Annotated in this window: 16 protein-coding genes; 10 read left to right on the forward strand and 6 right to left on the reverse strand. The window is 46.9% G+C overall.

The window, feature by feature from the left end; all coding sequences use genetic code 11:
- Nucleotides 1-17: 17 nt before the first annotated feature.
- From FTO70_RS11335 to FTO70_RS11345, 3 genes are all read left to right on the forward strand, one after another.
- Complete coding sequence (locus tag FTO70_RS11335; RefSeq protein ID WP_255335866.1) at nt 18-737, forward strand: queuosine precursor transporter; 720 nt, start codon at nt 18-20, stop codon at nt 735-737.
- Nucleotides 738-1,322: 585 nt separating this feature from the next.
- Nucleotides 1,323-3,926, forward strand: coding sequence for an S-layer protein domain-containing protein (locus tag FTO70_RS11340; RefSeq protein ID WP_255335867.1), 2,604 nt, complete (start codon nt 1,323-1,325; stop codon nt 3,924-3,926).
- Between the two features lie 380 nt (nt 3,927-4,306).
- Nucleotides 4,307-4,768 (forward strand): YqaA family protein, encoded by a 462-nt coding sequence (locus FTO70_RS11345; protein ID WP_255335868.1) that lies wholly within the window; start codon nt 4,307-4,309, stop codon nt 4,766-4,768.
- A gap of 389 nt (nt 4,769-5,157) precedes the next feature.
- Here the strand turns inward: FTO70_RS11345 and FTO70_RS11350 are convergent, their stop codons facing one another.
- Nucleotides 5,158-5,295: a hypothetical protein gene (locus FTO70_RS11350; RefSeq protein ID WP_255335869.1), complete on the reverse strand. Its 138-nt coding sequence runs from the start codon at nt 5,293-5,295 to the stop codon at nt 5,158-5,160.
- A 299-nt stretch (nt 5,296-5,594) separates the two neighbouring features.
- On the opposite strand from FTO70_RS11350, the gene FTO70_RS11355 reads away from it, so the two are divergent.
- The 4 genes from FTO70_RS11355 to FTO70_RS11370 all read left to right on the forward strand — a co-directional run bounded on the left by FTO70_RS11355 (nt 5,595) and on the right by FTO70_RS11370 (nt 8,910).
- Nucleotides 5,595-6,290 carry an energy-coupling factor ABC transporter permease gene (locus FTO70_RS11355; RefSeq protein WP_255335870.1) on the forward strand — a complete coding sequence of 232 codons (696 nt, stop codon included), beginning with the start codon at nt 5,595-5,597 and terminating at the stop codon, nt 6,288-6,290.
- The gene (locus tag FTO70_RS11360; RefSeq protein ID WP_255335871.1) at nt 6,287-6,631 is read left to right on the forward strand and encodes an energy-coupling factor ABC transporter substrate-binding protein; all 345 of its coding nucleotides are present in this window, start codon (nt 6,287-6,289) and stop codon (nt 6,629-6,631) included. Before FTO70_RS11355 ends, FTO70_RS11360 begins: the two co-directional genes overlap by 4 nt.
- A 125-nt stretch (nt 6,632-6,756) precedes the next feature.
- Complete coding sequence (gene cbiQ, locus FTO70_RS11365) at nt 6,757-7,539, forward strand: cobalt ECF transporter T component CbiQ (protein WP_255335872.1); 783 nt, start codon at nt 6,757-6,759, stop codon at nt 7,537-7,539.
- A gap of 9 nt (nt 7,540-7,548) precedes the next feature.
- Nucleotides 7,549-8,910: an energy-coupling factor ABC transporter ATP-binding protein gene (locus FTO70_RS11370; RefSeq protein WP_255335873.1), complete on the forward strand. Its 1,362-nt coding sequence runs from the start codon at nt 7,549-7,551 to the stop codon at nt 8,908-8,910.
- Nucleotides 8,911-9,003: 93 nt separating this feature from the next.
- On the opposite strand, the gene FTO70_RS11375 is transcribed toward FTO70_RS11370, so the two are convergent.
- From FTO70_RS11375 to FTO70_RS11385, 3 genes are all read right to left on the reverse strand, one after another.
- Nucleotides 9,004-9,837 (reverse strand): TIM barrel protein, encoded by an 834-nt coding sequence (locus FTO70_RS11375; RefSeq protein WP_255335874.1) that lies wholly within the window; start codon nt 9,835-9,837, stop codon nt 9,004-9,006.
- Nucleotides 9,838-9,941: 104 nt separating this feature from the next.
- Entirely contained in the window at nt 9,942-10,274 is a 333-nt protein-coding gene (locus FTO70_RS11380; protein ID WP_255335875.1) for a hypothetical protein, read from the reverse strand.
- A gap of 161 nt (nt 10,275-10,435) precedes the next feature.
- Entirely contained in the window at nt 10,436-10,900 is a 465-nt protein-coding gene (locus tag FTO70_RS11385) for a phosphopantetheine adenylyltransferase (RefSeq protein ID WP_255335876.1), read from the reverse strand.
- A gap of 411 nt (nt 10,901-11,311) precedes the next feature.
- On the opposite strand from FTO70_RS11385, the gene radA reads away from it, so the two are divergent.
- The 3 genes from radA to FTO70_RS11400 all read left to right on the forward strand — a co-directional run bounded on the left by radA (nt 11,312) and on the right by FTO70_RS11400 (nt 13,169).
- Nucleotides 11,312-12,289 carry a DNA repair and recombination protein RadA gene (radA, locus tag FTO70_RS11390; RefSeq protein WP_255335877.1) on the forward strand — a complete coding sequence of 326 codons (978 nt, stop codon included), beginning with the start codon at nt 11,312-11,314 and terminating at the stop codon, nt 12,287-12,289.
- Between the two features lie 77 nt (nt 12,290-12,366).
- Nucleotides 12,367-13,047, forward strand: a complete 681-nt coding sequence (locus FTO70_RS11395; RefSeq protein WP_255335878.1) for a phosphoglycolate phosphatase — start codon at nt 12,367-12,369, stop codon at nt 13,045-13,047.
- Nucleotides 13,038-13,169, forward strand: a complete 132-nt coding sequence (locus FTO70_RS11400; RefSeq protein WP_255335879.1) for a hypothetical protein — start codon at nt 13,038-13,040, stop codon at nt 13,167-13,169. The genes FTO70_RS11395 and FTO70_RS11400 overlap by 10 nt, the downstream gene beginning before the upstream one ends.
- A 17-nt stretch (nt 13,170-13,186) precedes the next feature.
- Here FTO70_RS11400 and FTO70_RS11405 read toward each other — a convergent pair whose 3' ends face one another.
- Nucleotides 13,187-13,711 carry a GrpB family protein gene (locus tag FTO70_RS11405; RefSeq protein ID WP_255335880.1) on the reverse strand — a complete coding sequence of 175 codons (525 nt, stop codon included), beginning with the start codon at nt 13,709-13,711 and terminating at the stop codon, nt 13,187-13,189.
- A 561-nt stretch (nt 13,712-14,272) separates the two neighbouring features.
- Nucleotides 14,273-14,527 carry a PRC-barrel domain-containing protein gene (locus FTO70_RS11410; RefSeq protein ID WP_255335881.1) on the reverse strand — a complete coding sequence of 85 codons (255 nt, stop codon included), beginning with the start codon at nt 14,525-14,527 and terminating at the stop codon, nt 14,273-14,275.
- Nucleotides 14,528-14,660 lie beyond the last annotated feature (133 nt).

A 14,660-nucleotide genomic window follows, 5' to 3' on the forward strand; every position in this document is an offset into this window, starting at 1 on the left:
CCCGGTTGTGATTAAAAATGTTTGTCTGGTTATACTGGATTGTCACCCTTACAATTGCCACATATGCATCCGTTTATATTATTAAAAAAATGCCCGAGAACGGCTTTACCGTGCTCACCGCTTTTTATGTGGTCTACCTCCTGGCGTCTCAGGTACTTGCCACCCGCATAATCGTATTTGACCTGGGCTTTTATTCCTTCTTTGCCCCTGCAGCCGTTTTCATCTATCCTTTCATTGCGCAGGTCGTGGACATGATCAACGAGGTCTACGGGGAAAGGAGGACGCATATCTCCATCCTCATAGCCTTTGCGACCCAGGTTCTCTTCGTGCTCTTCATAGGCATGGCAACCACCCTTTCCCCTGCACCGTTTTTCGAGCTTGAAGATGCCTGGATGAGCCTCTTCGGGCTGAGCATCAGGATTACCTTTGCAAGCTGGATTTCCTTCCTGGTCTGCTCAAACCTCGATGCCTGGATCTTTGCATCCCTCAAGAAACGCTTTGCAAAAAGGGAAGAAAACTTCAAGCACGGCACGATGCTCAACCCCTACATCTGGCTGCGCTCAAGTGCAAGCGACATCGTCAACCTGACCCTGGACTCCCTCATCTTCGTCTTTGTCGCATTTTACGGCGTGATGCCTGTTGTCCCCCTTGTCATAGGGCAGCTTATCAGCAAAAACATCATCGGTTTTCTGGACAACCCCTGGTTCGTACTCTACAAGAAACTCCTTAACAAATGAAACTAAGCGCTATAAGAATACCGCCACCAGTTTGCCTGGGAAGTACTATCCCTTGACCCATACCTTGACCCCACAAACCGTATTTCAGTCCAGGTGTCGATAGGAATGCTTCCGCCAGCTTGCCTGGCGGCGCTTCTCCATATTAAAATAAAAAATATGATGTTTCTCTCTAAAAGAAGCACAAAATATAATGGATAAATATATTTTCAGGTTGTGACGGCTAGCGCATTAATTTAAATTGAATCCTGTATTTTTTCCTTAACTCTTCCATTAGTCACCGTGCTAGTCACCGTGCTGCTCTTTTTGGTTGTCCCGGTATATTTTTAAGTCATTCGGGTGCCCTTTTTGGTTATCACAGTGTACTTATCAGTTATCAGACTAATTTTTTTAGCTATCCCAATGTATAATACCTGAAAAAATTATTATAACATTAAAACAATTATTTTGCATATTCTCAGGTTAGGGGGGCAGTTCTAATTCAGGGGAATATCCGGGGCATTCTCCGGGTTTTTGCTTCTGGCATCTTCGGATATCGGAGATATTCTTTACAGCCTCCCGAATTGAAAGTACAAAGGAGGTTTTAGATTGGGGATTAAAAATTATGCAAAAATATTGTGCTTGATTTTTATTTTCGGGTTACTGTGCGGGTCCGCAGCTGCAGCTTCTGGTTCGGTCGGAGACCGTATCTGGGATGAAAATACCGGCCAGAGCCTCAACTATACGTGGACGCCTCAGACCTACTCGGGCTTTTATTACGACCTGGATACCGGAGAAGGGTCGGAAAACCTGACAGTCCAGCTTACTGAAGGGAGCCGGTCCATCGGAAAGGAAAAGCTGCAGTACGAAACAAAACCTATAGAAACAGAGTTCGAATATGGTGATTGGGGCTCTTACCAGGTCATAGGGTTCATGGCGGAGCGCTATTTTGCAGGCTATACGGAAAATTCCGGGTTTGTAAAAGACGACATCAGTGTGATTTCGGACGGGCAGCTTTCGAAGGTCCTGTTTGATGATGATGAGAAACGTTCTTTTTATACGGGTTCCTCCCTCCTGCTTGAAGAGGGCTATACCCTGAATATCCAGGAGGTCGACCTGGAAGGGGACAAGGTCTGGGTCAGGCTTGAAAAGGACGGGGACACTGTTGATGATGCTTTTCTTTCTTCGGGGGATGACTACGTCTATAAAACGGACCTTGGGGACGCTGAGGATGTGCCCATAATTGCGGTTCATTTTGCCACCATTTTCAGCGGCACGGAAACCAATGCAGTCTTCGTTGAAGGGGTCTTCCAGATCTCGGACGAGTACCTCGAAATCGAAGGGGGGGACGAATTCGGAGAGCTTGAGGTAAGTTCCATTTCCAGCTCAGGAATAGAAATGGAGAATAAAAATTCCATATCCCTCAGCAAAGGAGACACCGTCGATGTCATGGGAAAGCTCAGCTTTGTCGTAGCTGATGCCGATGAACTCCGCTTTGCTCCCGTGGTTGAGGTGTCCGAGCCCGGGATATACGAGTTAAGGGGTACGGTCTACGACGAAAACCTTAAGACTCTTGCCTGGACTCCGTTTAACTTCGAAGGTTTCTATTACAGCATTGATGAAAACGTGTCCACGGAAAGCCTGGTAATCGAAGAACTCGATGGCAGGACAATTGATGATGAGATGCTGGTCTACACCACAAAACCTGCACTTGTGGAATTCGAGCGGGAAGCCTGGGGCAGTTATGAGGTCATAGGCTTTTTTGCCGAGAAGTACTTCGCAGGATACCCCGAGGAAACTTTAGGCAATTCCGGGGGGGTAAGTGTGCTTTCGGACAACATCCTTTCAAAAGTCCTGATTGATGAAGACGACAAAAAGTCTCTTTATACAGGCTCTTCTCTTGCCCTTGAAAATGGCTACTCCCTCCAGGTGGCGCAGATCGACGTTAGCGGCGAGAAAGTCCTTTTCGAGCTTTATAAAGACGGAAAACAGCTGGATACCGGAGTGATCTCCCAGAACGGGGACTATATCTACGAGGCCGATATAGGAGGGGCTGAAAATGTGCCCATGATCGCGGTCCATGTAAGTACCGTGTTCAGGGGGCAGGAAGTCGATGCCGTGTTTGTGGAAGGTATTTTCCAGATATCGGACGATTATCTGGAACTTGAGGACGGGGATTCCTTTGAGGAAATGGAAATAAGCTCGATATCCAGTTCGGGGATAACAATGGAAAATCCGGACTCTATCTCCCTTTCAAGGGACGATACCATTGACATTATGGGCAATGTCAAGTTCAGGGTTGCAGATGCCTCTGTCCTGCGTTTCTATCCCTTTGTCGAGCTTGAGAGTGCTGAGGGAGACCAGCTGGAAATCGACATGCCCGATGTCCTCGTGGCCGGAGAGGAAGTAAAAATCCTGGTTACGGCAAGGAATGTTGCGGTAAGTGACGTTGAAGTGTTCTTCGAAGATGGATACATAGGAACTACGGGAGACGACGGGACCCTCACTTACACGCCTGAAAATGAAGGCAGCTTCACGGTTTTTGCCAGGAAGGCAGGTTACGTTTCCGGGAGCAAGGACGTGGATGTTGTCGGGGAAGGTGTCCTTAAACTGAAACTCGCTGTCTCTCCGGAAACCATTCTGGAAGGGGACCAGATCAGCATAAAAGTTACGGATTCCGTGGAAGACAAATCGGTTTCTGGAGCAGATGTTTTCTTCGGCGGGGAGAAAATTGAAGAACAGACGGATGCAAAGGGTACCGTTTCCTACTGGGTGACCACGCCGGGTACCTACGTGATAAATGCCACAAAATCGGGGTACGAAGAAGGGAAGACAACGGTTGAAGTAAAGGAACACAGAGAGGATTTTGTGTTTTCAAACCTGACAATCGAGCCTGCTTCGGTTGAAGCCGGGACTGCCGTTACCATCAAGGTAGATGTCGTAAACAACGGAAACGCCCCGGGTGAATCCGAGGTCGAACTGCTGGTCAACGGAGAGGCAGTGGATTCCGGCAATGTAAGCCTGGAACCGGAAGAGAGCCAGGTGCTTGAGTTCTCCCATGTGGAAGAAGAGCCCGGCACATACACCGTTGAAATCGGGAGCCTGAGCGGGACCTATGAGGTCACGGAAAAAGCTCCGTTTGTCAGTGTTGGGGTGACTCTGGGAATCCTTGCTGCAGCATTCGTGGTCCTGCGGAAAAGAAGGGAGCAATAAACCTGCTTTTCTTCTTTTTTACTTTTTATCTTTCTTATCTTTTTAGCTTTTTCTGGAATTCCCTGTCCTGCATTCCCATATCCGGGCTTTTCTTTTCCCTGTCCGTATCTAGTTCGGCAGGGATATCTCAAATCTGGACTCCCGGCAGGTTGTTTGGTGCAGCCCTGCACAAATATAAATATGCTGGATGGCAGTAGATATGCTGGACGGTATAATTTGTATACAGGATGGTTACCGATACGCAGGATAATAAGTAAGAGTAAAACATATGCAAGAGTAAACCCTGGATACGAAGAAAGAAAACGCATATGAAATAGAAAAAAATCCCATAATCCCGAAAAAGCGGCAAATCCAGGAAATTTGCCCTTAGGATCAATACAATGCTTGAACTTCTGAGTTCCTTTATCATTGATAATGGCTACCTGAACCTCTTCATCCTGAGCTTTCTGGCCTCCACTGTCCTTCCTTTCGGGGCGGAAGCACTGTTAGTTGCGCTTATCTACAAAGGTTTCAATCCTTTTATTGTCGTAATGGTCGCAACCATAGGAAACTATCTTGGTGCATGCACCACTTACTACATAGGTTTGAAGGGCAGGGATGCAATTGAAAAATACTTCTCTCCCTCCCCCGAGAAGCTCAAAAAAAGCGAACGCCTTTTTAATAGGTACGGGGTTTATACTCTGCTTTTTACCTGGGTCCCCGGGATAGGAGATGTTATCACCATGGTTGCAGGGCTCATGAACCTTCGATTTAAGCTGTTTTCCATCCTGGTCTTTGCAGGTAAGTTCGTGCGATATTTTGCTATTGCTTATCTGGTAGCATTTCTGAACCATGGTCTCTGAGCCGTCTCGCATGTGAACCACGGTCTCTGAACCGTCCTGTGAGTGAGTCCTCATCTTCGGGTCATTTCGTTTCCGGGTCTTTTCGTTTCTGGGTCATATCTCGGTTCTGGAAGTCAGGCTCACAGGGAAAGGAAATCTGATCTTTTTTCAAACAGCGTTTTTCCTCCCTTTTCTCTTTTGTTTCTCAACTCAAGTGGATTTTCTCTCAGGAGAGTTATTTTCCTTTTTTCAGGGAAATTGATTCTCAGCATTGTGTTTTTTCATAGAATTCTTTATATTGGGAGCAAATCGGCATGTATATATATCACGAGGTACAATATTTAATTGTAAAATCAAATTTAGTTGATTTTGCTTTGCTTTGCACTGCCATCTTTGACCTATCTTCCGGGTCACAAAACGGGACTATATGCGGATATAACCTCCATTTTTATTTTTTTTATTTTTATTTTTCTTTTATTTTTTCTTATTTTCAGGACAACTTTACTTTTTATGGGGGAAAATTTGCTTTTGCCCTGCCCTTCAGGCAACTCTTTTTTCTCTTGCCGCTGTAATGAGGCCCAAAGACTCGTATTTTTTTCCTTTAATTATTCAAAATATGCATAATATATTTTGCATTTTATATCTTTTATTATTCAAGTTTGCTTGTTTTTTCTCCAGGCCTTTTCTTATCGCAAATCTTAAGGTCCATAAACTTATTATATAAGTCCTTATGCACTCGCTTCTTTCTCGCCGTAACCTTTATTTACTAATTAACTCAATTTAATTTGTCTTAATATCAGTAATGTTTACTTGTTATCCCTCTATTCATACTTCTAATGGTGATCGAATGCATATAATGGAAGGTTTTTTACCCACGCCCTGGTGGCAGATCTGGTTTGCAATATCTATCCCGGTGATAATGTACGGCATCTATAAATTGAACAGACTGGTGAACGAAAAACGTGAAATATTGCCTCTACTGGCTGTCGCGGGCGCGTTTGTCTTCGTGCTCTCTGCCCTTAAATTGCCCTCGGTTAATGGCAGTTGCTCACACCCCACAGGGACAGGTATTGCAGCAATCATGTTCGGGCCGGCAATTTCCGCAGTGCTTGGAACAATTGTGCTGCTCTTCCAGGCGCTTTTCCTGGCCCATGGCGGATTGCTTCCTCTCGGGGCAAACGTCTTTTCCATGGGCATTGTGGGCCCGGTTGTGGCATACCTGGTCTACAAAGCCGGTATGAAAGCAAACCTTAACTTCTACGTTGTTGTCTTCCTGGCCACAGCTCTCGGGGACTGGGCGACCTATGTTACGACTTCGGTAGAACTTGCCCTGGCGTTCCCTGAACCAGTCGGAGGGTTCCTTGCATCCTTCGAAAAGTTTGCGATGATCTTTGCAGTTACCCAGGTGCCCCTGGCCATCATGGAAGGCGCTGTCAGTGCCCTGCTCTTCAAGTATGTTGTCAACCTTAAGAGCGATATCCTTGTGGAAATGAAAGTAATCGAAGAGTCGGTTGTCCGCAAACTCAGGGGGATTTCCGCATGAGCAGGAAACTTGAACTTATCGTGCTTGCCATCTTACTGGTCTTTGCAGTCCAGTTCTTTTACATGTCTTCTACCACGGATGCCGAGTACGGCGGGGCTGACGGGGAAGCCGAAGGCGTAATCAACGAGCTGACCGGGGGGACCTACGAGCCAAATGCAGAACCTTTCTGGGAACCACCAAGCGGTGAGATCGAAAGCCTCCTTTTCGGGCTCCAGGCAGCCATCGGTGCAGGGATTATCGGCTACTTCCTCGGGTATTACAGGGCTAAAAACCGCTATGAAGATGAGATCGGATATAACGACGGGAAAAACCGGTCGAAAAGCGAACCCCGGTCTTTATGACCTGAGTTTTTATCGTTAATTTCTTTTCAGGGTTTACTTTCCATTCCGTTCTGGAAAGGAAAGTTTTTATCTTTTGTCTATTATTTTTACTTTTTAACTTGAATTCATCCGGAGCGGGTTCCCCAATGACAAGTATTCTTGATGATTATGCCCTGATGAGTCCTCTCAGGTCCCGGAATAACTGGCTTAAGCTGATGATAGTAGCTTTCGGCCTGCTTGCAGGAGTTTCAGCCACTTCCCCTATTCCTCCTCTGTTCATAGCGCTCTGCATGAGCCTTGCAACGCTTCTTCTCGGGAAAATCCCGCTCTCATTTTATCTGAAACTCCTGGCAGCTCCTCTTGGCTTTGCCGTGATGGGGGTTTTGATAATCGCTTTTTTTTCGGGCTCGGGGGCTGAACTTTATTCCTTTAATCTTGTCGGCTATTCCCTGGCTATCCGGGCAGACGGCGCAGAACTTGCATCACTGGTCCTTTCGAGGTCCGTTAGCGGGATGTGCTGCCTTTATTTCCTGGCTCTCTCAACCCCCATGATCGAGCTGTTTTCCGTCCTTAAGGCTACCCGGCTTCCTGATTCCCTTCTCGAGCTTTCCATGCTTATTTATCGCTATATCTTCGTTTTTCTGGATATGGCCCTCTGCATAAAGTTTGCCCAGACTGTCAGGCTTGGGTACGGAGATTTCAAAAAGTCCTTCCATTCCTTCGGGATGCTCACAGGTACACTCTTCATCCGGTCCTGGGAACAGGGAGAAAAACTGTTTATATCCATGAACTCCAGGTGCTATGACGGGAAAATGATGTTGTTTGAGGCAAGAAAACCGGTCAAAGCGCCAGAGGTCCTGCTCACATCCATGTATTTCCTATCCACAATCGCACTGCTCTATCTTACAAGGGGCGTATCCGTCATCTGAGGTAAAAACATGACCATTATCGAGACTAAAGGGCTTAAGTACTCCTACCCTGACAGGACCGTTGCTGTCAGGGATATCAATATCAAGATCGAAAAGGGGAAAAAAATTGCTTTTGTAGGGCAGAACGGGTCCGGCAAATCAACACTTTTCCTGCTCCTAAACGGGACTTTAAAGCCTGAAACAGGTGAGGTCCTTTTCCATGGCAAGCCCTTGAAATACGATTCAAAGTCCCTCCGGGAAATCCGAAAGTCCGTAGGGCTTGTATTCCAGAACTCGGATGACCAGCTCTTTGCCCCTACCGTGTATCAGGACGTGGCCTTCGGCCCGGCAAACCTGGACTACCCCCGGGAAAAGGTTGAGGCCTGCGTGAACCGTGCACTTGAATGCGTGGGGCTTTCCCATCTCAGGGACCGGCCTCCCCACCACCTGAGCGGGGGGCAGAAGAAGAGGGTGGCAATTGCAGGGGTAATGGCAATGGAACCCGAAGTGATCGTCCTTGACGAGCCCCTCTCAAACCTGGACCCCGTGGGAGCGGACGACATCATGGACCTTCTCAATGAGTTCAACCATTTCGGAAGCACCATCATCATCTCAACCCATGATGTCGACCTGGCATACCGCTGGTCGGACTACGTTTACCTAATGTCAAACAGCGAGCTTATCGGAGAGGGCGTTCCTGAGGAACTCTTCAGGCAGACCGAGCTCCTGAAACTTGCCGGTTTGAGGCAGCCCTCCTCTCTGGAGGTCTACCACGAACTTGAAAGAAGGGGCCTTGCGTGCGGGTACCAGTCCCCAAAAACGCTTCCCGAGCTCGTAAATGCACTCCGGCCTCCCGAATTGATGTGGGTTGACGCCCCGCCAGGAATCCGGGAAGGAGATACCCTGAACCTCGGAATCCTTTACGGGGAGTACTCCCCCAATTCTCCTTATGAAGCTGTCAATGCAAAAGTCCTTCATATCCATCCCGAAGGAAAAGCCATTGTGGAGCTGAAACGCCGCAGCATCAAGGCAGGGGGAATCCTGCTCTATGACACGGACAGTTATTCCTACCCCGAGATCCTCCACCTTATTGAGGAAGGGGACATCACCTTCGTGGGTGCCATGGGCAAAAAGAGCAAGACGCTGGCCGAAGAGGACGGCATCTTCCTTGACGTCACCACAGGGGTGATAGATAAGTCCATCCTGACCGCCCTCTGCGGGAAACGCTGCATGATCCTGACAGGCGGTGGCATGGTCGAACATGCTTTCAAGCGGATCCGCGAGTATGTGGAAATGAGCGGGATCGAGTTAAACGTGGGCGTGTTCAATAAGGAAGAAGGCCTTCCGTGGATTGAAGCCTTTGAGGATTCCGTGGAAGTTTTCCGGACATGAACCGTGTCCGTCACCGGTGATTTTTCTTCTTTCTTATCTTTCTTTTTCGGCCTGTTTTTGGCCACTTTTACTTTTTGCCTTCAGACAATTTTCTCAAATAGACTGGTAGCAGTTCTTTAGCAGTAGGGCGTCTTCTTCCTGGGAAGGGCTCTCGCAGATGAGCAGCCCTCTGGCCCTGAAATCCTTTAAGGCTTTCATAAGTTCGGGGTAATTGAAATCGGACTCTTTAAGGAGCAGGTGCTTTTTTTCTCCGTTCCGGTCGTATTCGATCCCCGAGACGTGCATATGCATGCTGCAAAGCCCTTCTTTTCCCAGGGCCTCTTCCACCTTTGAGAGGATTGCCGTAAATTCCGGGTAGGAATTTTCCTTTCCTTCCCTTGCGTGCATGTGGGAAAAGTCCAGGCAGGGCCTGACGCCCTCTATTTCCGAGCTTAAGGCAAGCACTTCTTCAAGGGTGCCGAACTGCGTGCGTTTGCCCATCGTCTCGGGGCGCAGGACCGCAGGGATTCCTTCGTCCAGAAGCTGCCCTGTAAGTTCCCGAAGGGCTTTTGAGACTTTTTCATAGGTGCTTTCTTTGCTGCTCTTCTGGTAGAAGGCTGCATGCAGCACAATGGACTCAGCCCCGCAGAGGCTGCCTATCCTTGCAGCCTGGTAAATCCTTTCTACGCTTGCCTTAAGTTTCTCTTCTTCAGGGGAGTTCAGGTTGATGTAGTAAGGCGCATGGACGCTGAGGGCCACGCCTTCTTTTGAGGCACTTTCCCAGACGTTTTCTGCCCCTTTTTCACTCATCCGTACTCCCTGCACGAATTCAAGCTCCATGCATTCAAGGCCGAGTTCCCGGATGCGTTCAATCCCTGAAGTGCTGTTTTTCCCCTTTGCACTCCCCGGGACCCCGGCGGTTCCGAATAACAGTTTTTCAGGCGGCATGTTTTTCCAAAAGTTTATCTAAGAACTTCAGCAGGCTGTAAGTTTCTCCTTCACTCCTGCATGATTTGAGGTTGAGCTTTCTTTCTTTCGGACAGTCCGGTGATTCAGACAACCCCGAGGAAGTTCTTTAGCTCCTTTGTCCTCTCGGGAGGAAGCTTTTCGGCTACAACGGCTACAAATTCTTCGAGGTCTTCGTCCAGGGACTGGATGTCTTCTTTTCCTTCAAGGGCAAGCCCTACAAGATAGTCAAGTTCCTCCGGGTCCAGCCTTTCCAGCCGCTCCCTGAAGTCTTCCGGAGACTCGGCAAATTTGTGTGAGATGGGACGCAGGATGAAGGGGAAACGGTGTCCTGCTTCTCTGGAATAGGTTTCTCCTCCGGCTTCCGGGGCTAGCTTGTTGAAAATCTCAATGTCCTTTTTTGTAAATTCTCTTGGCATGCTAGCAGTTTATAACCCTATCCCGATTTATACTTGTTGAAAACCGTGAACATATGAAAAAAGCGGTAATTGAATCAAGTGGCATCGGGAGAAAAGTGCCATCTGAAAAAGAGACATTTATTTAGAAAACGGCCTCCGGAAATACGGACTCCTTCTGCTACTCACGGTTCTTTTTTTAACCTGCCGTGCCGGTCTATTTCCCCTTTTGCGATCCTCGTGGAGGAGATCGGGATCCCGTCTTCAGCCATCACATATTCTACGTATGCGATTTCCAGGGGTTTTTTCCCTTTTTCTTCCCGGATGCTGTTGATCTTGAGGGCAACGGGATATGTCTCAGGGGAGACAACGATGTAATCAAAGTCGTCTTCAAGGGTGGGGCCGTAAGGATCGTTCAGTTTGGTAATCTCATATTTTTCTGCCGTGATTCCCATTTTTTCTATGCACGCCAGCAGGCGGGACCTTCTGGTTTCATAATCGTCAACATTGTGGTTTTTGCGTAGCATCTCATCCGAGGTGAGCCCTATGTAGACTTTCTCATCCCCGGCTACCTCAAATGCTTTCTCTATAAGTTTGGAATGTCCATCATGAAGATACTGAAAAGTACCGCCTACAGCAACCTTTGGCATGATGGGTGATACTATATCAAGTAAAAAGAAGTTTTTGGTTTTTTTCAGTTTTTTAGAAGCATTTTCTTCTTTTTCTTCTTTTCAACTATCTCTCCGTGTGAAATATCTCCATGTGAAATATGCCTTACTTTTTCCATGTTATTCTTTGTTTTTCCATTTTGTTCCCGTTCTGTTCCCGTTCTGTTCCCGTTTTGTTCCTGTTATTTCCTGTTATTTCCTGTTATTTCCCGTTATTTCCCGTTATTTTTTCTTTTTCTTTTGTCATGCCTTTTCTGCCTCTTGATTGTGTTTCCAGGGTCTCGGTGAATACTTTCACCCCGCCCCCTCCAGCTTTATATACCTGCAAGACAATAGGGAAGCAACTGTTATGCACCTTATGCAAACATGTGCATCTTAACGGAGTTATCCTTAATGAGCGAAATAGCACTGGAAGAGTTGCCCGGAGTTGGCCCTGCAACTGCAGAAAAACTCAAGGAAGCCGGATTTAACACTGTCGAGGCGGTGGCGGTAGCCTCCCCTGCCGAACTTGCAACAACAGCCGAAATCGGGGAGTCGACGGCTGCAAAGATCATTAATGCCGCAAGACAGGCTGCTGACATCGGAGGTTTTGAGACGGGGGATGTCGTGCTGGAAAGGCGGAAATTGGTGGGGAAACTGACCACCGGCTGTACGGAATTTAACGAAATGATGGGTGGGGGCATCGAGACCCAGGCCATTACCGAACTTTACGGTGAATTCGGTTCAGGAAAGACCCAGCTGGCCCACCAGTTTGCCGTGAATGTCCAGATGGACAGGGAACACGGGGGCTTAAACGGCTCAGTCATCATCATTGACACCGAAAATACCTTCAGGCCGGAAAGAATCACCCAGATGGTACAGGGCCTGGCCGATAAATACGGTATGGAACTGAACCCCGAAGAATTCCTGCAGAACATTCACGTGGCAAGGGCATACAATTCCAACCACCAGATGCTGCTAGTAGACTCTGCAACGGACCTGGCAAACGAACTCAAGGACTCGGAAAAACCCGTTCGTTTGCTGATCGTAGACTCCCTCATGGCTCATTTCAGGGCGGAGTACGTGGGACGTGGCACCCTTGCAGACAGGCAGCAGAAGCTCAACAAGCACATGCACGGCCTGCTCCGTTTCGGAGACCTTTTCAACTCCTGTGTGGTCGTTACAAACCAGGTCATGGCAAAGCCCGATGCCTTCTTCGGAGACCCGACCAAGCCCGTCGGAGGGCACATAGTGGGGCACACCGCAACCTTCAGGCTTTATCTCAGGAAGTCCAAAGGGGAAAAGAGGATCATCCGCCTGGTGGACTCTCCCAACCTTCCCGAAGGGGAAGCCATTGTAGCCGTCACAACCGCAGGGCTCATGGACCAGTAAAAAATTAATTTCCAGTTGAAAATTTGAATATTTGGAACGGGGAAACATTTTATTTCTCCCCGTTCTATCTCTTTTCAATGAAATTCAAAGCTATTGTTGTTGACATAGACGGGACGATCACCTGCGAAGCCAGGGAACTCCACCTGGGGGCTGTCAGGAAGATCCGTGCCCTCAAAGTCCCTGTGGTCCTTGCAACAGGAAATATTTTATGTTATGCGCGGACTGCCTCAAAGCTTATCGGCCTGGAAGGAGCCGTGATTGCCGAAAACGGAGGGGCTGTTACAGTCCGCTACGACTTGAACGGGGCCTTCGAAGAAAGCCTTGAAGAATGCGAAAAAGCGTATTCTTTTCTTTCCGAACATTTCAAGCTCACAAAACTTGACCCCTTCTACCGGAAAACCGAGATAGCCCTCAGGCGGGATTTTGACCTTGAAAAAGCCAGGGGTCTCCTGGAAACCCAGCCTCTTGATGTGGAAATCATCGATACCAAGTATGCAATCCATATCAAAAGCAGGAAAATAAATAAGGGCACCGGCCTGGTAAAAATTGCAGGGATGATGGGGCTTGAGCCGAAAGACTTTGTAGCTATAGGTGACTCCGCAAACGATGTTGAGATGCTTGAAGCTGCGGGTTTTGGAATTGCCGTCGGGAACGGGGATGAAGATATAAAAAAGGTTGCTGATTATGTTACAAAAGCAGGATTCGGGGAAGGGGCAGTGGAAGCCTTTGAATTCCTGGAGTCTAAGGAATGGATTTAAAAATAGTTTCAAAAATAGTTTCAAAAATAGTTTCAAAAATAGTTTCAAAAATAATTAAATTTGATGGACGGCACTGCCTTGAATTCGCAATTGCCGGGCGTTCTACTCAAAAAAATATTTAATTTGCCTCCAAGTACAGTTATTCTTTATTTACGTTTTTAAGAATGCTTTGTACAAATTCATGCTTTGCATTTACGTAAGCTGTAATATCAGTTCTAAACTGTTCAGCCAATCTAATTTTGAGTTCTCCGTAAGTTTTCACGGCTTCCGGATGATTCCTTAAATAATCACGGAAAGCAATATGCTCAAGATGCCCTTTACCATTCTTTGGACATACATACATGTGATACGGCAGAAATTCGTCTATAAAGGTTCTTTTGAAAGCTTCTCTGCCTTCAACACCTAAATTTCCTTCATGTTCAAACCCAATTTCTGAAAGCCTGTCTTTCACAGCGGGAAAAACATCATACGAATCAATGACTACATCAATATCAATGATAGGTTTTGAAGCAAGACCTTCAATCGCCGTGCTCCCAACATGATCGATATTGATTATAAGGTCTCCGACACAGTCAGAAATCATTGCTTTTATTTTCGAAAATTCATTTTTCCAATCGGGATCGTATGGTACAACTCTTACAATACCTTTCATTTTCACATCCATACTTATTGCTCCTAAATGCAAAACAATAATGCTTCAAAACCCCTGCATAGCTGGTCCGCACCATGAACAGCGCGGCGGCCTGAATTATATATGGTAAACGGTTTTGCATTCTCGATGCCCCTGAGCCTTAAGGCGATAACAGTGGCTTACATTTTATTTGAAATCTCAGGTCCTGATCCCGGGTCATGTTTTACTTTTGCTGGGGATGTGGCGCGCATACCTCAAACTCCTTACTCCATGCGTCCGTAACAGAAAGTAGGTTTCATGTGAAGTTCTCTGCCTCAGGGCGTAGAGTTAGCTATGGGGACCAGCCCTCATAAATATCTAATTATATTTGCCATAAGCACCATTCCAACTGCCAGCTATTGTATCATGCATCGAACTATCCAGCGGTTTTGAATTTGCGAAATCATTTCAGGATACAACAAAATTTCAGGATACAACAAACATAGAATAGCACGAATTAAAAGAAAAGTCCCTCTAGGCTGAAAGAAATATGGAATGAAAAAGAAAACAAGATATGAAAGGAAAGGAGATCACTTTCCTTTCTTTCCGGTTCAATTATGCCCTGGCTTTCATCTTGTCAATGATGATATAGTCCTTGATGGCACTCACGGAATCGAAGGGCAGGAGTATATAAGTATCCTCTTTTTTGTATCTTGAGATGTCGAGGTTAACATTCGGGGTTACCATCAGGTCAATGATGCGTCCGCCTTTGATTTCCACTACAATGTTGCTCAGTGTTCCTATCTCCGTTCCGTCTGTGGCCATCACCTGCTTGTTGAAGAGAAGGTTCCTTGCAAATATTTTCGACATTTTTATCGTTTCTCCGTCCTCGGTATAATGCGGGCTTGAATAACGCGGGCTTTTTCCACTCTTAAAGATTTGTTTCTTCTTTAAATAGATTTTTTAAAGACTTTTTCCTTTTAAGAGTTACTCCTTTAAATTC

The sequence above is a fragment of the Methanosarcina sp. KYL-1 genome (genome assembly GCF_024372725.1).
In the GTDB taxonomy this organism is placed as follows: Archaea; Halobacteriota; Methanosarcinia; order Methanosarcinales; family Methanosarcinaceae; genus Methanosarcina.